Source organism: Hyphomicrobium sp. ghe19 (genome assembly GCF_902712875.1).
Classification (GTDB): domain Bacteria; phylum Pseudomonadota; class Alphaproteobacteria; order Rhizobiales; family Hyphomicrobiaceae; genus Hyphomicrobium_B.
This window is the reverse complement of the sequence record NZ_LR743509.1, coordinates 1,366,480-1,387,639: the sequence shown is the minus strand read 5'-3', so window position 1 is coordinate 1,387,639 and position 21,160 is coordinate 1,366,480. Positions and strand designations below refer to the sequence as shown.

Below are 21,160 nucleotides of genomic sequence, written 5' to 3'. Positions count from 1 at the left end.
TTGACTTCCCCGCATGGAGTGAGCGACTTTTCATCATGAAATGCGACAAGCGAAACCCCTCCGGACGACGCGCAGAACTCCTTCGACTGATGCTGGCTCGCGAAACCGTATCGGTGGAGGAGCTTTGCGTAATCCTGTCCGCGTCGCCAGCCACGATACGCCGCGATCTCGCAGCACTCGAAGCCGATGGCGCGCTGTCACGAACCCACGGCGGCGCGGCGCTTCAAGACGTGCGCATGGCCGACCAGGATTTTGCCCAGCGCGAATTGCAGGACATCGAGGAAAAGCAGCGCATCGCTGAGGCCGTTGTCCGCCTCATCCCGCCGAAAAGCACGCTCTTTATGAATGATGGCTCCACGATCATGGCGGTCGCAAGAGCAATCGTGTCCGCGGGAACTGAATTATTCGTGGCGACGCCAGCCGTGAATGTTGCGACGAAGCTCGCGGAAAATCGGGCCGTCACCTCGTGTTTGCTTGGCGGCTTCGTCCGAACGACGTCGCTTGCAACGAGCGGTCACTTCACCGAAGCAATGACGGCTCAAATCAACGCAGACTTCGCCATCATCTCCGCGGACGCCGTGAGCGTCGAATGTGGATTGGCATTTGCCGATCCGCACGACGCGGGGCTTGCGCAGAAAATGATGAGCCAGTCCAAAGCGACGATCGTCGTGGCGACGGCTCGCAAACTGAATGCCCGCGAGCGCGTAACGGCGGTTCCGTTGTCGAAAATTTCCAAACTCATCACAGGCCCGTCGGCATCAGTTCGCGAACTGGTCGCCACCGGACTGCGCGTCATCGAGACCAAGTAACGTCATGTCCAGGCCAGCAATCAAACGATCCAATGACGCGTGGAAAGGAATGGCGTTCTTGGCGCCAGCGCTCCTTTTCATTACCGCGCTCACCATTTACCCGCTCTTCTATTCTCTTTGGGCGAGCTTCACCGACCTGCGTTTGACAAGCCCTGTTTGGCGCTATGTGGGGTTTGAAACATACTGGCTCTCGCTCACGAACGATATCTTTCGACATTCGCTTGCCGTCACTGCTGTCTTTCTTGTCACGGCGGTCGGATTGGAGTTTGTGGTCGGCTTTGCGCTCGCGCTGTCGTTCAAGAAAATGCGCGGCCAGCACCCGATCATGCGCGCGCTACTGATGCTTCCTGTTATGGCAACGCCCGTGAGTGTTGGACTCATTTGGAAGCTGATGCTCAACAGCGATTTCGGCATCATTGTTCATGCGGGTTCGGCGATTGGACTCGGCGACGTGCACTGGCTCTCGGACACGACGATGGCGGTCGTCTCCATCATCGCAATGGACGTATGGCAATGGACGCCCTTCATGTTCCTCATCCTTTTGGCGGGTCTCGAAGGCCTCCCCGCAGATTTGTTCGAAGCCGCTGAGATCGACGGAGCAAAACGCCGGCACGTGCTCTTCGGCATCACGCTCCCGCTGATGGCCCCGATCATCGCCGTCGCCTTGGTATTCCGTCTCATGTTCGCAATCGCGACCTTCGACAGCGTATTTGTGCTGACCAAAGGCGGCCCCGCACTGTCGACGGACCTCATGACACTCTTCATTCAGCGCGAAGGACTTATGAACCTCAACGTCGCATCCGCGTCGGCCGCGTCCTTCTTGGTCCTGATCGTTGCGTTTGTCGTGATCAGGGTTCTATTCAAGAAAGGCTTCGCCGGTGCGCACTAAAAGTAAGCTCGGTGCCGAGTGGCTGATGATTGCAGCCAACGTCATGCTCGTGGCTTTGTTTCTATTCCCGCTCGCATGGATGGTTCTGGGCTCGTTCAAGTCCGATGCCGATCTGCTGTCTCCAAGCCCGGTCTGGTTCTTCAATCCCACCTTGGATCACTGGCGATTCATCCTGGCCAACTGGGCTGTCGAACGCCATCTCGCCAACAGTGTCATTATCAGCGTGGCGACAACGCTTCTTACCTTGCTGCTCGCCCTACCCGCGGCATACGGGCTCTCTCGCTTTCCTGTCTGGCGCAAGGATGCCGTCACCTACAATCTGCTCAGCCTCAAGATGATCCCGCCGATCGCATCGATCGTGCCGTTGTTCGTCCTCCTGAGACAGGTCGGATTGTACGACACGTATCTGGTGCTGATCCTTCTCAACACGTCGTTTCAACTGCCCTTCGCCATCTTGGTGATGAAGTCGTTCGTCGACGAAATTCCCCGCGAGATAGACGAAGCGGCAAGTGTCGACGGATGCAGCCCGTTTGGCATTCTTTGGCGCACGATCCTGCCGCTATCGGTTTCAGGGCTCGTCTGCATCGGCCTGTTCGTCTTCATATTCACTTGGAACGAATTTCTGATCGCGAACACGATGGTTGGCGGCAAGCTGCGGCCCTTGCCGCCGGTGGTCGGGCTGGCCCTTACCCATCGCGGCATTCTCTGGGGACCCGCACTGGCGCTCGGCACAGTCGTCCTGGTTCCCGTCTTCTTTCTTGCATTCTCCCTGTCGCGTTACATGGCGCGCGGTCTGACTTTTGGCGCGGTGAAGGGATGAGCGAAATCGAAATGTTAGAAGCGCTGCCGCTCTGGTCGGCGCCGCCGCGTATTGCGCCTATTACGGGAGGCCGCACGAACCGGAACTTCGCGGTTCACGACGGCGAACGCTCATACTTTGCGCGCATCGGCGAAGACTTGCCGCATCACCGGATCGACCGGCAGATTGAGCGTCACGCCGTGACGCTTGCGGCCGCTGCAGAGATAACGCCGCCACTCGTTTATGCGCGCGATGGGCTGCTCGTAACCGGCTTCATTGACGGTACGACACTCCACAAACACCAAATCGAGGATCGTCATCTCGTGGCGATCGCGGCGCTGTTGCGTCGCCTGCACCAGATTCCCGCGGAAGGTCTGCCCGCATTCTCGCCGAGAGACGCCGCACTGCTTTATCTGGATATGCTTCCAGACTCTTGTCTCGCAATCGAACGTCGGCACCTCGCAACGAGGCTTTCGGCGATGCCCGCAGGCGAACCGCTTTGCCTCGTCCACGCCGATCTGATCCCCGAAAATTTCATCGAAAGCGCCGGCGTCCTGCAAGTCGTCGACTGGGAATACGCGGGCCGCGGCGCGCCTGAAACGGATCTTGCATCTGTCATCGCGAATTTCGATCTCGATGAGCGCCGGACCTCAACACTCCTGGACGCCTATGGCTCCTATTCACTCGGTCTACTGGCTGCAATGCGCGAAGCGCAGATCATACGCGAATATCTTTGGTGCCTCGTTCAGGCGCGGCACACGGACGAGCTTGGAGATTTGATCGAATACACGAGCCTTTGCCGGCAGCGCCTGCTGGAGATCGGACTATGACATCCGACTTCGATATCGTTGTGATCGGCGCAGGAGTCGTCGGCACCGCCATCGCGCGCGATCTTTCGCGATTTAAGCTCAAGGTCGCATTACTCGAAGCGCGACCCGATTTCGGAGATGAATCGAGCAAAGGCAACTCGGCGCTGATGACGTCGGGCATAGAGATCGCTCCCGATAGCCTGGAGTATCGCCTGGTTCAGCGCGGCTATGCCCGCTATCTCGAGGAAGCACCGGCTCTCGGTTTGCCGATGCGCAAAGTCGGCGCGCTGACTCTCGCCTGGAGCGATGAGCAGTGCGCGATCCTCGAAGAAGAATTCGAGCGAGTTCGCGCGCTTGGGCACCAAGATTTTCACAGGCTGGAGTCCGCCGAAATCTACGACCGCTGGCCGAATTTCGGCCCCGGGATTCGGCTGGCTCTGTGGGCTCCCGAAGAAGGGATTGCCGATCCATTCTCGACTCCTTACGCCTACGTCCTGGACGCGGTCACGAACGGCGTCGAGTTCCATCATTCTTGGCCGGTTCAGTCTGTCGATCGCCTCCAGAATGGCTGGGCCCTGCACAGCGAACGCAGGAACGTCGTTCGCGCGAGGCTGGTGATCAATGCGTCCGGCCTGCGTGCCGACATCGTCGAAGCGCTAGCGGGGTACAATGATTTTGAGATGCGCCCCCGGCGTGGCCAATATCTGGTGCTCGACAAAGCCGCGCGCGCGATTCACGACGTGATCGCGATGCCGACCCCCACGCCCAAGGGTCGCGGCATCCTCATCTCTCCGACGATTTTCGGCAACGTCATTGTCGGGCCGACAGCCGAAGACGTGGATGATCGCGACGACCGCGCAACGACCGTTGACGGCATAAAGCTCCTCAAGGAAGCGATGGCGACCATGGTTCCGGGCCTCACAGCCATCCCGGTGAACACGGCCTATGCCGGCATGCGACCTGCCACGAACTACAGCGATTATCGGATCATTCCGCGCTTCGATCACGACTGGCTCACAGTTGCCGGTATTCGATCGACGGGCTTTTCCGGCGCACTCGGCATCGCCGAGCATGTCATTGGCCTGATCGTTCCGCACGTTTTCGATGTCAGCCACAAAGACAGTCACAGGCCCGTCAGCGTGCCGGACTTGTCGGAACCGTCAAACCGATTGCGGAAGAACGGCGAGCGCAGCGGCGCCGATCCTGCCTACGCCGAAATGCTCTGCCACTGCGAGTGTATCAGCGTTGGCGAGGTCCGCGATGCCCTCGCGTCTCCCGTCCCTCCGCAAACGATCAAAGGATTGAAGCGGCGCACCCGCGCGATGTTTGGCAGATGCCAGGGCTTCTACTGCGGAGCACGCGTGCAAGCGATGTTCGACGAAAGATCGAAACCATGACAGCGGCAATCGGAAATCCGCGCGTCTTGATTGTCGGAGCCGGACCCGCGGGCTTGGCAGCCGCGGCTGAACTCACTCGTTCAGGCATAAGCGACGTGCTCGTTATCGATCGCGACGACAGCCCGGGCGGCTTGCCCCGCTTCTGTCACCACCCGGGCTTCGGGCTCGAGTATGCCCGCTGGCCATATTCCGGCCCAGCGTTTGCAAGGAAAATGCTGGGACAGCTTCAAGGCACGCCTGTGCGGATCAGCATGGGCACGACGTTGCTCTCACTCGAGAACGGGCCGGTATGCGAGGTGATGGGGCCCGAGTTCGGCTATGCCCGACTGGAGCCTCAGGTCGTCATTGTCGCCACAGGCATCCGCGAAGCCAATCGGGGCAACCGCGTCGTGCCAGGTGTGCGGCCGCCGCAAGGCATCCTGACAACCGGCCTGCTCCAGCAATTGGTACATCGAAATGTAAGGCTGCCATCCTCATTGCGGCGCCTCGTCGTTGTTGGAACCGAGCACGTGTCTTTCTCCGCTATTCTGACGGCACGGCACGCCGGCATCCGCGTCGTTGCATTGGTTGGCGCCGAGGAAAGTGTGCAATCCTACGCTGCAGCGGGTTGGCTTGCCCGGGCGCTCGGGATCGGCATCCGTTTAAACAGCGAGATCGCTGCAATCGTCGGCACCAGTGAACGCGTCGAAGCTGTGAGGATTCGGCAAGGCGGTGTCACACGCTATATTGCTTGCGATGGCGTCCTCTTCTCAGCCGGATGGATCCCCGAGACAGTGGCGCTCGCGAAGGGGCCGATGTTGATCGACCCCCTGACCAAAGGACCGATCGTCGATCAGGCCATGCGCACGAGCCTTCCCGGTGTTTTCGCAGCTGGAAACGTTCTCCGTGGGGTCGAGACGAGCGGCTTCGCGGCCCTCGAAGGCAAGCGCGCCGGAGCCATGGCCGCTCTGGCTATTGCTGGGAAAATCCCGACCGAACAAGCCCGCGGACCAAGAAAGATCGCCAAAACGCGCGTTCCGCAGCATTGGGATCATTCACTCTCCGAACCGTCGGGACTTGCCCATCATTGGCGGCCCGCCCGATTTCGAAACGCCTACGAGCGGTAAATCCTTCGAAATTCGCCGCAAGCGCACGTCGCGCACAGAAAGTCTGTGAACATCCCAGCTCGCAGCTGCGGTTAGCCCGCACTGTTGCACAAATATCCCTTGTGCTCCCCCTCCTCACAAATCAATGCTCCGCACTCAGATCAAGTTCAGCGGGGGCAGATGAACCCAGACGTAATCTCTGTAGTGATCGACAAATTGCGGAAGTTGAGCCCAGAAAAGGCTTCAGACTTAACCGTGACGAATGCCCAATTCATAACGCTACGATCACTGGATCTCGACAGCCTCGATACGTTGCAGCTCGCCATGGATATCGAGGATGCGCTCGGGATGAACATCGAGATCGTCAACTTCCCAAATACGTTGACGATAGCACAGCTTTCGGAACACCTCGCCGAGATGAAAGCAGGGCTCCGCCAACCAGCGTAGATTTGCTTCAGGTCAGCGCAATATGAATTTGCACTGGCATCAGGAATGGGTCGTCGTGAGGACTCATCGTGATCGTGAGAGGTTCCGCCCTCAGATCACTTTGAGAAAACGTCTCAACCACAAGCCCCCACACCTTTTCCGAAATCGACTTTCCCAAACACGTGTGCGCTCCGAATCCAAACAGAGCACGCGTGTTCTCCTCGCTCGAATACTCTGCACTCTGCGTCAAGCACCTCACCCGCTCACCCGGACGAAACTCGAAGTTGGCGACGACCGCTGCTTCATTTCCACAAATTCGATCCACGAAACGAAGCGAGCTTGATGGATAGAGTTGCGGCCAAACGAGATCGCGCATGCGCGCTCCGGGATTTTCTTTAAAAATCTCGTAGAGCGACAAGCTCAATGTCCCGACAAACGGCCTCGCCCCCAATGCAGCGAGACAGAGAAGGATAAGCCGGTCATCCCCTTCTTCCGGATCTGCGCTTAGATAATCTCCGATTCTATCGCTGATCCTGATTCTTTCCCGTATGGATAAGATCGGACTGAACAGAGCCGGAATCTCTTCGACGAGGTCTAGTGTTTCGCTGTTCCTCGGCACAATGGACGCGGAAATCGCCCGCCATAGCGGCCGAGAAAATTCCTCGACCAATTCTATCCGCGTATTTTGGCGGAAGACCCGCTCGAATAGGATAGCCAGAATTTCCCGACTGGAGGAAAATTGGCAATCCTTGGTTTTTGAGATCTGCTTGGCCATGGCCTTGCGGACTCTCTGATGAACGTCACCATCGATAAATACGGGCAAGCAATCTAACAATTTGATGGCTGACGAAAAATCGAGGTGCGTCCGCTCCGCCAGCTCGCGGTAGCGATTTGCCATGGAGTAGGTGCCGAAATCTGGAGACAGGATGATCGCCTTCGCAATCGCTGCATCCTGCACAGATTTCATGTCACGACTTCCCCAAGCCTGTATCTATTTCGGGCAAGATAGCGAAAGGGTTTACGAAGTAAACGGGATAGAATAGGACTGCGTCACTCGCGCAAAATTTTGTAAGCCCTCCAATTATCCGTCGAATGACCAACAATCAGCATCCTATCGATGTCGAAGTCATCGAGACATATTACGGGGCCGTGCTGAAAAGCCGGGTCGGTGAAATCAACGTAACGACAAGTCATCCGGAAAAACGCAACCGCGAGGCGATGACCGATTTTGCGGCCTGGTATTTCCTCCCCGTTGGCATGCGGCTCAACGCGGCTCTTCGCATCGAGGGGCGCGGCACCCGTCAGACGGTTGCGAACTTTCGTAGGATTAGCGAGATTTGGCAGTCGTGGCTGCCCGGCCATTTCTACGCAACCGACGTGAGCTTCGCCGAGTTGAACTCGAGGCCAACGGACGTTTCACATCAAAATCCGGGCCGCGATCTTCTCTATTTTTCCGGAGGACTCGACGCCGCCTATACCGCACTGGCGCGCCTCCGAGATGGCCGCCGCCAGGACCTTCTGACCATTCACGGCATGGATTACAGCCTGAGCGACACGGCGGGTTTCGAGGCGCTGCTTGGGAAGACACGGGCATTCGCGGAAGAACTCTCCGACACGCGCATCGTGGTCAAAACGGATGCCTATGCGCTTTACAACAAGTTGAAAGTCAATTTGAAGCGGCATCATTTGAGTCACGTTTTTGCGTTGGCCGGAGCAGGTTTTTTTCACTCCAGCACCTATCAAAATCTCATCCTCGCGGCTGACGAACGCCTTGATGGACAGTTTCTGCATTTTCCGTGGGGAACGAACTCGGCAACCGATCATCTCTTTGACGACGGGCGGACGAAGTTGATCACAGCCGACGACAATTTAACGCGAAGTGAAAAGCTTGAATTGATCCTGAACTCCAAGACAGCGCTGAACTCCCTCGCCTTCTGCTGGAACCGGAAGATACAGCCAGAGAATTGCGGGCATTGCCGGAAATGCCTCCTGACAAAGATGATGTTTTTGGCAGCCACGGGTTCTGTCCCCGACATCTTCCAGAACCAATCGATCCCGTCCGACTGGGCAACGCGCCTTCGCTACCGGGACCCTGCCGGCTTTCATGCGGTTCAAGAGATTTTTAATTCCGCATTGGCACTCGGACATACTCGCAAGATCCCGAACTTCACCAAGACGTACGAGGACGTTTTCGGCTTTTACCGGCGGCTGAGAGCCATTCAGGAGTCGAAGTTTGTCGCCTACAATAGCAGGTGGATGAGATCTGCCATCAATAAATTGGCGTCGATCGGAAAGGTCTATCGGCCTCGATGAACACTCGCAAAAATCTCAAAATCGATTTGAAGGACCTGCGATTTCTCGTACGAAATCTTGGAATTTTCGCATTCTTGGTCCGCAACCACAGCAAACCGGCCGACGTGCTTTTCAAAGTTGCCTGGAAAAAACTTGATCGGAGTGGCTCTGCCCTAGCCGCCAATAATTTCCGGCAAATTCCGGCTCGGAACATTCAGCACCGCAAATTACGTCAGGTCTTCAAACATTTGTTCCCAGGCTTTTCACCGGAAATCACCCTTTCCGATCCCAGCATAATCAACGAACTGCGCTCTCGCCAATCCATCATCGCGATGATCCATACGCAAGGCGAGTACGCGATCCTCGCGGCTTTGGACCGGGCCGGCTTACGAAGCGCGATGATCACAGCATCCCCAATCAACAACACGAGGCTGGCTAATTACGGTGTGAGAAACGCGCCTCTCAACATATTGAGAACGTCTTCGACATTCGTCGAGGCTCGTGCTGCTTTGCGTGATGGCTACACGCTGGTATGCGACGTCGATTATGTGCCCGACAAAAAGAGTGCGAACGCAGATCGCTACATCTCCACACCCCTCTTCGATTTTCAGCGGCTCGTGAGGGCAGATCTGTACTTCGCCCACATTCGCATCGGTGAGGAAGGTGAAATGGAATGTGTCGTCGAGCGCGCGCCCGGCAACGACAATCTCAATGGGTCAGTAGCTCTCACCGCCGCCCAATTCATCGAATTCATCGACAAGCTTCAAGACAAGCCATCGAAACTCAAGGTGGGCGATTGGTCGACGCACATGGGCCCAAAGTCCGGAAGCCGTCAGCACGGTCAGGCCTCGGCTTCTGTCTCCAAGAAGGCTCCGAGCGCTTCGACTATACAATCGCGGGGCGAACATGATTGACCGAGGCAAGATAGGTATGAAGCGCGGCAACAACTTGCGCTCCCTCACCCACTCCCGCCGCCACGCGTTTGATTGAACCTGCGCGAATATCGCCTATAGCGAACACTCCGGCAACGCTCGTTTCCAAAAGGCTCGCACCGTTGCCGGCCGCTGCGCCGGTTAGAACAAATCCCTTCGGATCGAGGCGTACGCCAGACCCCGACAGCCAATCCGACTCTGGGTCAGCTCCGATAAAGAGAAAGAGATGATGTATTTCGCGGCGAACGTCTTCTCCTTTCGCGGTTCTCCAATGGATCGCATCGAGAACACCATCGCGTCCTTCGAGGCGCGTAACCTCTGCCTGCGTCTGCACGTCAACGTTCGCAAGACCACGAATGCGTTCCACCAAATATTGGGACATGCTCCGGGAGATGTCGCCACCACGCGCGAGCAGCCAGACTTTGGCCGCCCGGCTCGCTAGGTAAACCACGGCTTGCCCTGCCGAATTTCCGGCGCCGACCAGAACGACTTCCTGTTTGGAACAAAGCCGGCCTTCAACGGGCGACGCCCAGTAATGGACACCGCTCCCCTCGAACTCGTCGACATTCTGCACGTCCAGGTGCCGGTACCGAACTCCGCCAGCAAGAACCACGGCGCGCGCGGTGACACGCTCGTCATCTTTCATCGTGAGAATGAAGCCGCGTTGATCCGGGTTGTTGCTGGATTCCAGTCCCACGACTTGGGTTGGAATTGCAAATTCAGCTCCGAACTTCTGCGCCTGATTGTAGGCGCGTGCCATCAACGCCATGCCCGTGATGCCGGTCGGAAAGCCGAGATAGTTTTCGATGCGAGCCGAGGCACCGGCCTGCCCGCCAAACGATCGGCAATCGAGCACGAGAACCGACAATCCCTCCGACGCTGCGTAAACAGCGGCTGCCATTCCCGCGGGCCCGGCGCCAACAACAGCCACATCGTAAACGCGCGTTGCATCGATGGGCCCGACGAGACCGATGCAGCGGGCAAGTGCCGTCTCGGACGGATTTTGAAGAAGTTGACCGCCAGGACAGAGAACAATCGGCAGCGTGTCACCCTCAACATGAAACCGTTCGATAAGAGCGCGCGCCTCGGCATCGGTCGTGGGATCGAGCCACAAATGGGGGTGACCATTGCGCCCCAGAAAATTCTGGAGACGCAGCACATCGCTGTTGTCGGCGGGCCCGACGATAACAGGACCGCCTCCACCGGTTTCGAGCAAGCCGACGCGGCGCAAGATAAGCGCCCGCATAATGCGCTCGCCGAGCTCGGCTTCCGCGATGAGCAATGCCTGAAGTTTCTGAGGCCCGACAATCAGCGCCTCGACTTCGTTCTTTGCGCGCGCATCGACCAAGGATGGCCGGCCGGAGAGCTGAGCAAGCTCGCCCAAGAACGACCCCGGCCCATGCGTGACAATCGGTACGCGGTGACCGTTCGTATCATGCTGCGTGACGTCGACTTTGCCGCTCAGGATGATCGCCAAACCGGCGCTGACTTTTCCAATTTCCGCGAGGGCATCACCGGTGTTGAACGACTTGAGATTGCCGAACCGGCGGAGACGGTCGATCTCCTGAGGTGCCAGCACGGGGAACATCTGTTCGCGGCGCTTCGCAATGATAGACTGCGTTTCTGATGACATCCCTACTCGCACTCCCACGTCTCGTCGACATGAACGTTATGGGCTTGTCCGGCTGAGTGCCCGGACAAAACTACAGAGCATCAAGCTTTTGCCTGGCGAGGAACGTGCGCATCAGAGCCGCTATCTGGTCTACCGCCTCGTCAAGCGCGAAGTGTCCGGCATCGAGGATGTGGATCTCCGCATCGGGCACATCTTGCGCGTACGCCGTCGCCCCTGCAACCGCGAATGAAGGATCGTATTTGCCCCACACGACAAGCATGGGGGGCTTATATTGGCGCAGCCACGCCTGCCAGCGTGAATATGAGGCCACGTTGTTCCGGTAATCATAAAACAGATCCGCCTGAATCTTGGCTTGGCCGGGCCGTGACAGCGCCGCGAATTCCTCAGCCCAGATGTCGGGATTGTAGCGCTCGATGTGGGGACTCGTGCCGACGTGGCGTTGCCTGCAGGCATCGAGCGACGTGAAGCTCGAGATGAAGTCCCCCTCATGCGCCGCACGGTTCTTCCAATAGGCCTTTCGATCCACCCATATCGGTCCAAGCCCCGCTTCGTGCGCCACGGCATTTTGGACGATCATCGCCTGAACGCGTTCCGGGTGAGCGACCGCAAGCCGGAAACCGACGGGGCCGCCATAATCCTGCATAAATAGCACGTACTTCTTAAGGCCCAGCGCCTCGATGAAACCCTCAATGACGCTGGCTTCATGATCAAAAGTGTAGGCGAAGGCCGATGCCGGCGGAGCGTCGCTTAGCCCGAAGCCGGGATAATCCGGTGCAACGATGTGGTAGCGATCGGCGAGCAATGGAATAAGCGTATCGAACATCCGCGACGATGATGGAAACCCATGCAAGAGCAGCAACGCCGGTGCGTGACGCGGACCAGCTTCGCGATAGAATATCTTCACGCCATCCACCGCGAGCGTTTGATAGGTCGTAGTTGCGGAGGTCGAGGGCGAAGACAAGGACTGAGCCTGAGTTCCGTCGCTGACTAGGATCAACGTAGCTGCGACCGCGACAAGCGATCGCTTTAGTATCGTCAGAATTCCATCAATGTCCGGCATCGCCAATAGCAATTTTTGAGTAATCTTCAATCGATCAGCTACCGGGCGTCGCCTCGCGCCAACGCGAGACGAATTCACGAAGTTCGGCTTCCGGCAAATCCGACACGGCAAAATACTCGAAATCCCGGCCGAACCAACGGATCACGGAGTATCCGTCCTTGGTCGTCTGAAGCGCCGGAGAGGTGCTCGACATTTGCCCGGGGCGCGGTACCGCTACCACACTGATGATATGGGCGCGACGCTGGTAGACGAGAACGGGAACGGGCTTTCCGTCAACGATTTCCACGCGCCCGCCAGCAAGCGGAAAGCCTGCTCCGGCCAAATCGACGACCTGGGGCGAAAGGGCGAGCTTGCTGTCGAACCATGGCTTGACGGTATGCCTGTCGCTCGAGGCGATATCGAAGGGCTGAGCCGCCAATAACGCGCGCTGATGATCGGCAACAATGGCCGCAATTTCGTTCGCACCGGAGTTCTGACGCAGAACTCCATACATGCCACCAGCCGTGATAGCCGCAGCGACAACGGCAGCGGCAGCCATCTGACGCCAATCGTATGTTCGAGATGGCCGCGACGGCAGCGCTACGACAACCTCCCGCGACGGCTCGGCAATTGCCGCGATACGCCGCTTGAAGTCATCCGATGCGCGCTGCGCCATGAGATGAGACGCCAGCGTGCTGCGCAATTCGGCAATCCGGTCGTGCTCGGCCCGCAGAGCTGGATCGGCCGCCAGACGCCGCTCGACGTCTAATGCCGAAGCGGCATCGAGTTCGTCGTCGAGATAAGCATTCAACAGAATGAGGGACTCTTCCCGGGAAGACCATGACGAAGGCTTGATCATGCTGCACCAGCCTTTCCCTCACCCGCCATGCCGATGCGTTGAATAAGCGAACTCCGCGCGCGCGCCAATCGCGACATGACGGTGCCGACCGGTATGGATAAGGCCTTCGATATCTCCCGGTAACTCAGATCTTCGATCTCTCTCAGTACCAGAACCTCGCGATAGGCAAGCGGCAATGCCGCGATAGCGTTCTCCAATTGCGCGGCATCGGCTTTCCTTATCAAAATCGCTTCGGGCGATGCCTGTGGTTCAGCCATCTCAAGCCCAGCCTGTTCTAAAAGTCCCGCGTCATCCGTAGTCGTGATGGCCTTCGGCCGGTTCTTTGCCATCCAGCTGAAAGCGGTGTTGCGAACAATGGCGAGAAGCCAAGCCCGCGCGTTGGCATTTTGGACCGAGGCGATGGCGCCGAAAGCCCTGAGACAAGCCTCCTGAACGACATCTTCGGCATCGGCGGCATTCCCGGTCAGCCAACGCGCGAGAGACAACGCATCGTCGACGTACGGGAGCACCGCCTCGCTAAATCGTTGCCGTTCGTCCATCACGCCTCGCATGATTGCGCGGTCTGGCACTACTTCGCCCGTTCTTTCAAATACTCGATAACGTCGGCTCGATCTTGGGCGCCATCGAGGTGAAAGAACATTTTCGAACCTGGCACGAGCTTTTGCGGATCCGTAAGCCATCGGTCGAGGCTGTCCTGATCCCAGGTAATACCCGATTTCTTGAGGGGAGCGGAATAGCTGTAATCGGGAACCGAGCCAGCCTTTCTGCCGAATACGCCCCGATGTTTCGGGCCGACATCGTTGGTGTCGAGCGAATGACAGTCCTGGCAGCTTTGGTAAATTTGCTCGCCGTGAGCGGCATCTGCGGCCGCGCGAGCGGCAGGCATAAGGAAGATCATTCCCGATGCGGCGACAGCGAACCCCGCCGCCGCGCGTATCATCTCGAGTTTCATCGCACTACTCCGCCAACGACGTATCGGTTATCGCGAGCGGCGAGTCCGTTCTCTTAAAGGCGACGTTGGTTATACCGAGCACGCTGCGGAGCTTCTCCGCCGGCACGACCATCGGGCCCGGCGAAGGCGCCGTTCCGGGCGCCGGCTGCGGAAACGCCGTCGAACGCGCAGTGTGAAACGTGATGTTCCCTTCGACCTTCTGCATCAGCTGATGAATGTGGCCATTGAGGACGGTCACCGACCCGAAGCGCTTGAGGTAACCAAGTGCGATCGCTGCATCATCGGTGCCCCATCCCCAGTTCGGATAGACGGACCAGAGCGGGATGTGCGCAAAAATGACGATCGGCGTCGACGACTTGAGCGGACGAAGGTCGTCCTCGAGCCATTCGAGCTGCTCGTTGCCGAGATAGCCGAGGCCGAATTGCTTCAAGTTCACGACGTTGTTCAATCCGATGAAGTGCACGCCGTTGTCGTCGAAACTGTACCAGCCTCCGCCTTTCGTGCCCTTACCGTACCGTTCGAGATAGGCTCTCTCTGTTGCTTCGTCCGTGATGTCGTGTTCGCCGGGCACGTAATGCACATCGACGCCCGTGCTGCCGATAACTTGGTTTGCGAGGTCAAATTCCGCGGGCTTCGCACTGTGCGTGATGTCGCCCGTATGCAGCATGAATGTGGGCTTCGCGGGCAGGGCATCGATCCGGGCAATAGCCTCCTTGAGCGTATCGAGCGCGTGCGGATTGGCGGGCTTGTTGAACCCAACATGACTGTCTGAAATCTGCAGGAACGTGAATCCACTCGTCGCAGCCGCAGCGGCCTCGGCGGCATCAAGCAACGACAACGATGTCGGAACACCGCCCGCAACCGTCCAAAATACACCCGTCCCCGCCCAGATCATGCATTCCAGCGCATGCCGCCGGCTTACGCCCTCGTCGTCCTTGCTGTCGCTCATGACTATACCTTTCCAAAGGTCCGCGACTTGGCGGGTCGAAAGGGTAGACTCGAGGGACGAGCCGTTTATTCCCAGGCGGGTCAAAAAAATGAAGGCTCCCACTTCTCGCGAGTTGGAAGTAGCAAAATTAGAACAACTCAGCACGCAAACCATGCTCCGGAAAGGCCGCGTTACCGAAGCCTGCGCTATTGAGGTAGCCAATTTTAAAAACAAAGTGAAAGGAGCAATTTGGATCCATCGCACAGACGGCGGGTCTATGGATTCTGAAGTCACGGAATGACACAGTGGCCGCTATGAGCGGCAGATAATCGTCTTCGGTGTGGCGAACCTACACCAAATCAACCGCTCAACGAACGTATTCTCGATAACCAGCGCTGGAACGTCACTGACTTCCAAGGGGTAATCCATGCATGTAAGTCAATCGTTGCCGATCGCGGTTCTCGCGGCTTCGCTAACACTCGTCGGCGGGCTGGCAATTGCCGCCCACGATAAGTATACGGTGAGCGTCCCCAACGGGCTCGCATTCTCCGAGTTCAGAGGATACGAAGATTGGGCCGCCGTCTCCGTCAGTCACACGGAAGGTGCTATTGCTGTCATCCTAGCCAACCCCGTAATGATCGAGGCCTACAAGGCCGGAATTCCCGAAAACGGCAAGCCCTTCCCTGACGGCTCCAAGATCGCAAAAATCCATTGGAAGCCGGAAAAGAGTACGGAAGCCCCCGGTCCAACAACGGTGGGCGGCGCCCAGCAAAACGTTGACTTCATCGAGAAGGATAGCAAGCGCTTCGCCGATAGCGGCGGATGGGGATACGCCGCTTTTATATACGACGCCAAATCTGACAGTTTCACACCCGCGACCGTCGAAGATCAGCCGCCACAGGAAAACGACGCAAAGTGCGGCTTTGCCTGCCATACGATCGTTTCAGCGAAAGATTACATCTTCACGGCATACGGAAAGCGCTGACAGGGCTCAGCCTCACTCTGTTTGGCGGAAAGATCAGACCGGCAAGTGATCCAATTCCTACTCGCCGACAGCAGCACGAGCGAGCATCTTGATCGCGTCGTCACGCGCTCGAGCGTCCCTCGAAAGCGCATCCATGACGTCCGTCCAAGACAACTCGATCCAACCGCCAAACTTTCGCTTCGCTACAAAAACTTGACCGGTGTCTTTCCGCTTAACCAGCGCCAGTCTTCTCTCCGCGGAAGCAACATCCTCCCACAGAAGTACAGAACACCATCTCGACCCACCGGCGCAGTCGACCACAACTTCGCCGTTACCCTCCACAATTCGAGGTTCGCTCATCTTCCGTTCCTCCACTCAGGGATCGCAGTGAACTCAACGCCTGGTGATAAATATCGGATCGCACACAAGCCCTGCCCTCACGCGGTTTGAACTCGATTGGCAACCGAGACGCTCAGCATGTCCGCGGATATTCAAGCCTCAGACCATAAGGGTCTTTTGTGGATAACCATATCGCGACCATCTGATTAAACCAGATAGCAACTGTTCGACCCGGCCCGCGCTGTGCTGTGATTGGCAGCATTCATCTCACAGGGCACTGCATTTTCAGCCACCTCTGACTTTTAATTCACGTCCATTTTTGTTTCATCGGGCGCCGATATTGGGAGCCGTTCATGCGTCACAGAACAAGAATTCATTGGCACGCGACGATCCGCACATATGACTTGGCGGGTTTGACCACTTCCTGGCTCTCAATCGCGATCTGAAAGAAACGCGATCTCCGGTCGTCGCTCAGACCTTACCCGACAATTTCCATTTCAACTTCCTATGGAGCTCGGCTCCAAGAGAATCCTCTGCAAGATATGAAACAAATTCACTTCGAAGTTCCGGGCTCGGTCCAGCAGCGAGCGCTTTTGCTCGGCCATTTTTCAACGGTCGGAGACATTCAATGCCTTCAGTTTGTAAAGCGGTGTCTCGCGAACGCTGGACTACGCTACGACGTCTCGGCCTTTGGAGCCGACGTTCGCAGCGAGCTTACGGGTTCCATCAGTCCGGCAATGGCAGAGCCGCGTTCCTACACTCATCTCGTCATCGTCTGCGGTCCCTGCTGGCCCGGGCTGCTTCAGAACCACAATTTCGATATCGACCAATACGGGCACTGCAAACGCATCGGCATCAATCTGACGATGGTGGAACCGCTCGCGAGGTGGAACCCATTCGATGTTCTGCTCGAGCGCGACTCCGATGCCGCTACGCGGCCGGACCTAACCTTTATGGTCGGTACGGAAAAGGTTCCGGTGTTGGGCCGCTGTATCATCAAGAGCCAGCACGAGTATGGCGCCAGGCAGAGACACGCAAAAGTCATCGACCGCATAAACGATTTAATCGAACGGCACGGATTGCCGGTTTTCGATGTCGATACGCGGTGGCCGAAAGCGTCCAACGCGGGCGGCATTGCATCGCCTGAAGGCGTCAGCGCGCTCATCGGCGTTGTCGATACGTTGATTACAAATCGATTGCACGGACTTGTATTCGCACTTCAAAACGGCGTGCCTGTCATTGCTGTCGACTCTGTTGCAGGCGGCGACAAAGTCACCGCGCAAGCTAGGGTCCTTGAATGGCCGGTATGCTTGCAAGCTGATGAAGCAACGCCAGAAGCGATGGATGCGGCGTTGAACTGGTGTCTAACGGCCGATGCTCGTGCTGCAGTGCTGCACTCACGGGATATGGCTCGGCGCCTTCTAGACGGCATCGAACTTCAAATTTCCGAGATGCTCGCGCCAATCGATCATCCGATGACCATCGGCTCAGAAGAGATCGTCCGTTTGCGAACATTATGTCATCTTCCCGGCCGAGCGCCACCTACGGAAAAGCCAACATCTGCGAAACCGAAGTTCAAAGCATTTGGCATCGGTGACGTCGTAAACCAGAGCTGGATAGATCCTAAACAACAGCAGATCGCCAGCAGAGCAGCAGACCAACCCTCGGCGGACCGACGTTCTCTACTTCGCGAACTCGTTGGACTTGTAGGCAAACCGCAGCCTACCGAACCAGCCGAAGAGAATGAAAATAAGCGCGAGACGACGAGTCCCCGGCAATTGTCTTCAGAGATCGAGTTCGACGCCGACGGCGACTGTCGCTACGCGCAAAACGACCGGGGCTTCGCGCGCGTCGCTCATATCTTTCATCAGAATTGGCACGGGATACGTTCCGCCGCCGGCGTGCAGCCGGGTCACAAAGTGGCGATCCCTTTGCAGCGCCCCCTCAGCAAGGGCGATTTGATGAAACTCGTTATGCAGCTCGAAGAATGGGGCATCCAGAAAGCTGTGTTTCATGGCTTCTCGGATGCAGCCGAGCGCGCGCTCCGGATGGTGCGAGCGGCTGGGATCGAATGCTACCTCGTCTGGCACGGAAATCTGAGCCAACTTGCGTGGAAGCCCGAAGCTCAATTTTTCGAGCGCGCCATGACGGTCTGCCGGACCGGCATCATCCGGCGTGCGCACATGATGAAGTCCGGAATGGGCATGGTGTTCCCGCGGAGCTACGAACCAATGCTCCTCAACTGCCCGCCTTCAACGAACCGGCGCCGGCTGGTCCCGGCTTTTTCCGGAAACCGCAAGATTGCTCTGGTGCCGGCATTTCCCGATATCCGCAAGAACTTGCACTCCAGTCTCCTCGGAGCTGCGCTATCGAGCTCGATTCAAGAAATTATCCACTACGGAAAAATTCAATGTGGCATGCCCGAGACCGCAAGATGCAAAAGGGTGCCGTACACGGGTCACCACAACCACATCTCATTCCTGCACGACGTCGACGTTAGCGTAAATGTAACGACGATCGATTGCCATCCGATGGTCGACATGGAAGCGCTTGGCGCAGGAGCAATGGCGCTTTCGGGCCCGCTGTTTCTCGACGCTCTCACAGAGCATCCGTTTACGGTGCTCAGCGCTATCGCAAACCCCTTCAATGTGCGAGAAATCGGAAAGCGCCTCGATCACCTCAGCTCGATGAACAATCCAGAGCTGCAGGCAATCATTTCAGATTACGCACGGGAAATTACTCGCGTTTCAAGAAAGCGTTATGCTGAATTTCTCAACCTTTAATTTTCAAGAGATCGCCTTATGGCCATTCGCGTCTGCATTGCAACGTTCGAACTCAAGTATTTTACATCCGGCGGCATCGGAGTTCTGGTTCATAATCTTCTCAAGACTTACGGCGGCAATCCCGATCTCGAATTTTCGATTCTCTGGTACGGCGAGAAGGCGTTGAGCGAGGGATTGTTCCGCCGCGTCCACCCTGCATGTCAATTCTTCGACGCCAGAGAGTGGACCTCTCGAGGATCTGCCGAAGATATCAGCTATCCGCCCGCCGACGCCTTCATGTTGGCCCGTCACGGCCAATCCGCCGAACTGATGAAAGCGCTTCGTGCCATCGAACAACAATCCGGGCCCTTCGATGTGATCGAATTTCCTGACTTTGGCGGCGTGGCACTTGCCACGCTGCAGGAAAAGTTGATGGGTCGCGCCTTCGCGCGCTCAACGATTGCAGTACGAATCCACAGCACCGAAGCTGTTCTACGCAGCCGCGACCACCGGCCAGCGCATTGTGGAAATTTGGTAATTGCCGATATCGAGCGGAAAGCACTTTCCGACGCCGACATCGTCATTGGTCACCTTCAACCGATCATTGACGATGTCGCTTCGCATTTTGGCTTCAACGAAGCATGGAAGCAAAAAGCGATCGTTGAAACGCCGCCGGTGCTGTTGGAATCCGATGAACGCGAAGAGAGCGCCAAATTCACTGAGAACACCCCTCTCGTGTTCACCAGCAAGATACAGTGGGTGAAACGAGCGCACGTATTCATCAATGCCGCCGTCGGCTTCATGGACTCCACCCCGGAATATCAAGGCGACGCATTATTACTGGCGCATATCGTCAACGACGAACTGTACCGCCATTGTGAAAACCTGATTCCGGACCATCTCAAAGCGCGAATCAAGGTTCTGGACAATCTGCATAACGCCATCCGGGAAGAAACCATTTCCAATTCAGTCGCGATATTCCCCGCTGCCTACGAGAGCTTCTGTCTCGCGGCATACGAAGCCAATCTCTTGGGTGCACTCGTCGTTCTCAACAACGATAATCCTGCCTTCGGCCCTAAGACGCCGTGGGTGAATGGAACCCTTTGCGAGAAGTTCGATGGTAGTGCCCACGACCTTATCGGCCTGCTTCAAGATATGTGGTCACGCCGGCACGGACTGAAGCATGAGCGGGTAGCATTAAAGCCAGCCTCCGCGCCATATTGGATGAATACCGCGATACGCAGCTCATCCCGGCCGTCCGACGCTGAGCCGAACCGGCTATCGATCATCGTTGCGACAAGCGATGAGTATGGCGATCCGATGGATACGGTATATTCGGCGCTTCAGGTGGAAGGACTGAACGTCGAAGTTATCTTCGCATGTGATTGCCGACCATCTGCACCCGAACGAGCCGCGGTCTTTGAACGTCTGAGAGCGTCGTCGCTCGTTTCCGACGGGACGGTCAAAATCGTAGAGCTCGGCTTTCGAGGCGGCCCCGCGGCACTCTGCAATCTGGGGCTCCGCAGCGCCAAGAATGAGACCGTTGCATTTTGCAGATCCGGTACGTCGATCGACGCGGCATTTCTGGTCGATGCCGTAGAGGCCCTGAAGTCCCAACCCGATTTTGACTTCGTGATTCCGCAACTGATTTTCGAGAAGCTGCCGTCGGAACCGGAGGTTCTGTATCCTGATAGAGTTCGCTTAGGAGAGGCTCTTAATACCGGGGTGGTGGCCAATCTCTTCGGCACCATCGAAATGGTGGGACGCCGCGCAGCGATCGAAGCAATCGGCTTCGATGAGTCTTTGGACCGAAACGTGGATTGGGATTTCCATATGCGCGCCTGCGCGAGCGGGCATCGCTACATCGTAAGCAATCGGATTGAAGCTCGCGTCGAGCTATTCCCGGATGCGACGCCCATAAGCTTCAGAAGTCATATCGATGCGGTTCTCGCCAAACACGAGATGTACTCGGCCGGCGGAAAGGTAACGCTTGCGGCAGCACTCGATGCGACCGACTTGAGCTACAAAGCTTGGAAAGGAGCAGGCGAAAATGATGGAGCTGAGCCCGATATTTCGGCTCTAAATTCCGTGCTGATCTCTCGACGGCCAATCTCCTATTACTTCCACGAACGAAGGCCTTGGTGGAAGATTGCGCTCAAAAATCCAAACAAACCTGTGCGGTGGCTGCTGCTGCGGGAAATGCAAGCGCGAGTGCGAAATCGACCGCAGCGGAGCAATTGAGACAT

General features: G+C 57.2%; 19 protein-coding genes. 12 read left to right on the top strand and 7 right to left on the bottom strand.

Annotation, left to right across the window (positions count from 1 at the left end; all coding sequences use genetic code 11):
- Nucleotides 1–35 precede the first annotated feature (35 nt).
- The 7 genes from AACL53_RS06520 (at nucleotide 36) to AACL53_RS06490 (ending at nucleotide 6,235) form a co-directional block, all read left to right on the top strand.
- A complete protein-coding gene (locus tag AACL53_RS06520) occupies nucleotides 36–809 on the top strand; it encodes a DeoR/GlpR family DNA-binding transcription regulator (protein WP_339083680.1) in 774 nt (257 codons plus the stop codon).
- Between the two features lie 58 nt (nucleotides 810–867).
- Nucleotides 868–1,698: a sugar ABC transporter permease gene (locus AACL53_RS06515; protein WP_339083679.1), complete on the top strand. Its 831-nt coding sequence runs from the start codon at nucleotides 868–870 to the stop codon at nucleotides 1,696–1,698.
- Nucleotides 1,688–2,518 carry a carbohydrate ABC transporter permease gene (locus AACL53_RS06510; protein WP_339083678.1) on the top strand — a complete coding sequence of 277 codons (831 nt, stop codon included), beginning with the start codon at nucleotides 1,688–1,690 and terminating at the stop codon, nucleotides 2,516–2,518. Before AACL53_RS06515 ends, AACL53_RS06510 begins: the two co-directional genes overlap by 11 nt.
- Nucleotides 2,515–3,327 carry a choline kinase family protein gene (locus AACL53_RS06505; RefSeq protein WP_339083676.1) on the top strand — a complete coding sequence of 271 codons (813 nt, stop codon included), beginning with the start codon at nucleotides 2,515–2,517 and terminating at the stop codon, nucleotides 3,325–3,327. The genes AACL53_RS06510 and AACL53_RS06505 overlap by 4 nt, the downstream gene beginning before the upstream one ends.
- On the top strand, nucleotides 3,324–4,703 hold the full coding sequence (locus AACL53_RS06500) for an NAD(P)/FAD-dependent oxidoreductase (protein WP_339083674.1): 1,380 nt from the start codon (nucleotides 3,324–3,326) through the stop codon (nucleotides 4,701–4,703). Before AACL53_RS06505 ends, AACL53_RS06500 begins: the two co-directional genes overlap by 4 nt.
- Nucleotides 4,700–5,809: an NAD(P)/FAD-dependent oxidoreductase gene (locus tag AACL53_RS06495; RefSeq protein WP_339083672.1), complete on the top strand. Its 1,110-nt coding sequence runs from the start codon at nucleotides 4,700–4,702 to the stop codon at nucleotides 5,807–5,809. Before AACL53_RS06500 ends, AACL53_RS06495 begins: the two co-directional genes overlap by 4 nt.
- A 159-nt stretch (nucleotides 5,810–5,968) precedes the next feature.
- On the top strand, nucleotides 5,969–6,235 hold the full coding sequence (locus AACL53_RS06490) for an acyl carrier protein (protein ID WP_339083670.1): 267 nt from the start codon (nucleotides 5,969–5,971) through the stop codon (nucleotides 6,233–6,235).
- A gap of 7 nt (nucleotides 6,236–6,242) precedes the next feature.
- Here AACL53_RS06490 and AACL53_RS06485 read toward each other — a convergent pair whose 3' ends face one another.
- Nucleotides 6,243–7,181, bottom strand: a complete 939-nt coding sequence (locus tag AACL53_RS06485; protein WP_339083668.1) for a hypothetical protein — start codon at nucleotides 7,179–7,181, stop codon at nucleotides 6,243–6,245.
- 125 nt (nucleotides 7,182–7,306) lie between these two features.
- Between AACL53_RS06485 and AACL53_RS06480 the strand changes: the two genes are divergently transcribed.
- Complete coding sequence (locus AACL53_RS06480; protein WP_339083666.1) at nucleotides 7,307–8,527, top strand: hypothetical protein; 1,221 nt, start codon at nucleotides 7,307–7,309, stop codon at nucleotides 8,525–8,527.
- Nucleotides 8,524–9,420: a hypothetical protein gene (locus AACL53_RS06475; RefSeq protein WP_339083664.1), complete on the top strand. Its 897-nt coding sequence runs from the start codon at nucleotides 8,524–8,526 to the stop codon at nucleotides 9,418–9,420. The genes AACL53_RS06480 and AACL53_RS06475 overlap by 4 nt, the downstream gene beginning before the upstream one ends.
- Here AACL53_RS06475 and AACL53_RS06470 read toward each other — a convergent pair.
- From AACL53_RS06470 to AACL53_RS06445, 6 genes are all read right to left on the bottom strand, one after another.
- Nucleotides 9,392–11,071, bottom strand: a complete 1,680-nt coding sequence (locus tag AACL53_RS06470) for an FAD-dependent oxidoreductase (protein ID WP_339083662.1) — start codon at nucleotides 11,069–11,071, stop codon at nucleotides 9,392–9,394. The two genes, AACL53_RS06475 and AACL53_RS06470, sit on opposite strands and share 29 nt — an antisense overlap.
- Nucleotides 11,072–11,141: 70 nt before the next feature.
- Nucleotides 11,142–12,131 (bottom strand): alpha/beta fold hydrolase, encoded by a 990-nt coding sequence (locus AACL53_RS06465; protein WP_339083660.1) that lies wholly within the window; start codon nucleotides 12,129–12,131, stop codon nucleotides 11,142–11,144.
- Nucleotides 12,132–12,165: 34 nt separating this feature from the next.
- The gene (locus tag AACL53_RS06460) at nucleotides 12,166–12,969 is read right to left on the bottom strand and encodes an anti-sigma factor (RefSeq protein ID WP_339083658.1); all 804 of its coding nucleotides are present in this window, start codon (nucleotides 12,967–12,969) and stop codon (nucleotides 12,166–12,168) included.
- Nucleotides 12,966–13,508: a sigma-70 family RNA polymerase sigma factor gene (locus AACL53_RS06455; protein ID WP_339086899.1), complete on the bottom strand. Its 543-nt coding sequence runs from the start codon at nucleotides 13,506–13,508 to the stop codon at nucleotides 12,966–12,968. Before AACL53_RS06455 ends, AACL53_RS06460 begins: the two co-directional genes overlap by 4 nt.
- Nucleotides 13,509–13,537: 29 nt before the next feature.
- Nucleotides 13,538–13,921, bottom strand: a complete 384-nt coding sequence (locus AACL53_RS06450) for a cytochrome c family protein (protein WP_339083656.1) — start codon at nucleotides 13,919–13,921, stop codon at nucleotides 13,538–13,540.
- Nucleotides 13,922–13,925: 4 nt separating this feature from the next.
- Entirely contained in the window at nucleotides 13,926–14,870 is a 945-nt protein-coding gene (locus tag AACL53_RS06445) for a metallophosphoesterase (RefSeq protein WP_339083654.1), read from the bottom strand.
- 406 nt (nucleotides 14,871–15,276) lie between these two features.
- Here AACL53_RS06445 and AACL53_RS06440 point away from each other — a divergent pair, with 406 nt between their 5' ends.
- The 3 genes from AACL53_RS06440 to AACL53_RS06430 all read left to right on the top strand — a co-directional run bounded on the left by AACL53_RS06440 (nucleotide 15,277) and on the right by AACL53_RS06430 (nucleotide 21,155).
- Nucleotides 15,277–15,834 (top strand): cytochrome P460 family protein, encoded by a 558-nt coding sequence (locus AACL53_RS06440; protein ID WP_339083652.1) that lies wholly within the window; start codon nucleotides 15,277–15,279, stop codon nucleotides 15,832–15,834.
- 860 nt (nucleotides 15,835–16,694) lie between these two features.
- Nucleotides 16,695–18,935 (top strand): polysaccharide pyruvyl transferase family protein, encoded by a 2,241-nt coding sequence (locus tag AACL53_RS06435; RefSeq protein ID WP_339083650.1) that lies wholly within the window; start codon nucleotides 16,695–16,697, stop codon nucleotides 18,933–18,935.
- A gap of 18 nt (nucleotides 18,936–18,953) precedes the next feature.
- Nucleotides 18,954–21,155 (top strand): hypothetical protein, encoded by a 2,202-nt coding sequence (locus tag AACL53_RS06430; protein ID WP_339083648.1) that lies wholly within the window; start codon nucleotides 18,954–18,956, stop codon nucleotides 21,153–21,155.
- Nucleotides 21,156–21,160 lie beyond the last annotated feature (5 nt).

Bases quoted from the DNA above. Each gene is read 5' to 3' on its own strand.
- AACL53_RS06455 (WP_339086899.1), bottom strand. From the start codon at position 13,508: ATGGACGAACGGCAACGATTTAGCGAGGCGGTGCTCCCGTACGTCGAC.
- AACL53_RS06505 (WP_339083676.1), top strand. From the start codon at position 2,515: ATGAGCGAAATCGAAATGTTAGAAGCGCTGCCGCTCTGGTCGGCGCCG.
- AACL53_RS06520 (WP_339083680.1), top strand. From the start codon at position 36: ATGAAATGCGACAAGCGAAACCCCTCCGGACGACGCGCAGAACTCCTT.
- AACL53_RS06465 (WP_339083660.1), bottom strand. From the start codon at position 12,131: ATGCCGGACATTGATGGAATTCTGACGATACTAAAGCGATCGCTTGTC.
- AACL53_RS06495 (WP_339083672.1), top strand. From the start codon at position 4,700: ATGACAGCGGCAATCGGAAATCCGCGCGTCTTGATTGTCGGAGCCGGA.
- AACL53_RS06435 (WP_339083650.1), top strand. From the start codon at position 16,695: ATGAAACAAATTCACTTCGAAGTTCCGGGCTCGGTCCAGCAGCGAGCG.
- AACL53_RS06430 (WP_339083648.1), top strand. From the start codon at position 18,954: ATGGCCATTCGCGTCTGCATTGCAACGTTCGAACTCAAGTATTTTACA.
- AACL53_RS06475 (WP_339083664.1), top strand. From the start codon at position 8,524: ATGAACACTCGCAAAAATCTCAAAATCGATTTGAAGGACCTGCGATTT.
- AACL53_RS06500 (WP_339083674.1), top strand. From the start codon at position 3,324: ATGACATCCGACTTCGATATCGTTGTGATCGGCGCAGGAGTCGTCGGC.
- AACL53_RS06470 (WP_339083662.1), bottom strand. From the start codon at position 11,071: ATGTCATCAGAAACGCAGTCTATCATTGCGAAGCGCCGCGAACAGATG.
- AACL53_RS06445 (WP_339083654.1), bottom strand. From the start codon at position 14,870: ATGAGCGACAGCAAGGACGACGAGGGCGTAAGCCGGCGGCATGCGCTG.
- AACL53_RS06460 (WP_339083658.1), bottom strand. From the start codon at position 12,969: ATGATCAAGCCTTCGTCATGGTCTTCCCGGGAAGAGTCCCTCATTCTG.
- AACL53_RS06490 (WP_339083670.1), top strand. From the start codon at position 5,969: ATGAACCCAGACGTAATCTCTGTAGTGATCGACAAATTGCGGAAGTTG.
- AACL53_RS06450 (WP_339083656.1), bottom strand. From the start codon at position 13,921: ATGAAACTCGAGATGATACGCGCGGCGGCGGGGTTCGCTGTCGCCGCA.
- AACL53_RS06485 (WP_339083668.1), bottom strand. From the start codon at position 7,181: ATGAAATCTGTGCAGGATGCAGCGATTGCGAAGGCGATCATCCTGTCT.
- AACL53_RS06480 (WP_339083666.1), top strand. From the start codon at position 7,307: ATGACCAACAATCAGCATCCTATCGATGTCGAAGTCATCGAGACATAT.
- AACL53_RS06440 (WP_339083652.1), top strand. From the start codon at position 15,277: ATGCATGTAAGTCAATCGTTGCCGATCGCGGTTCTCGCGGCTTCGCTA.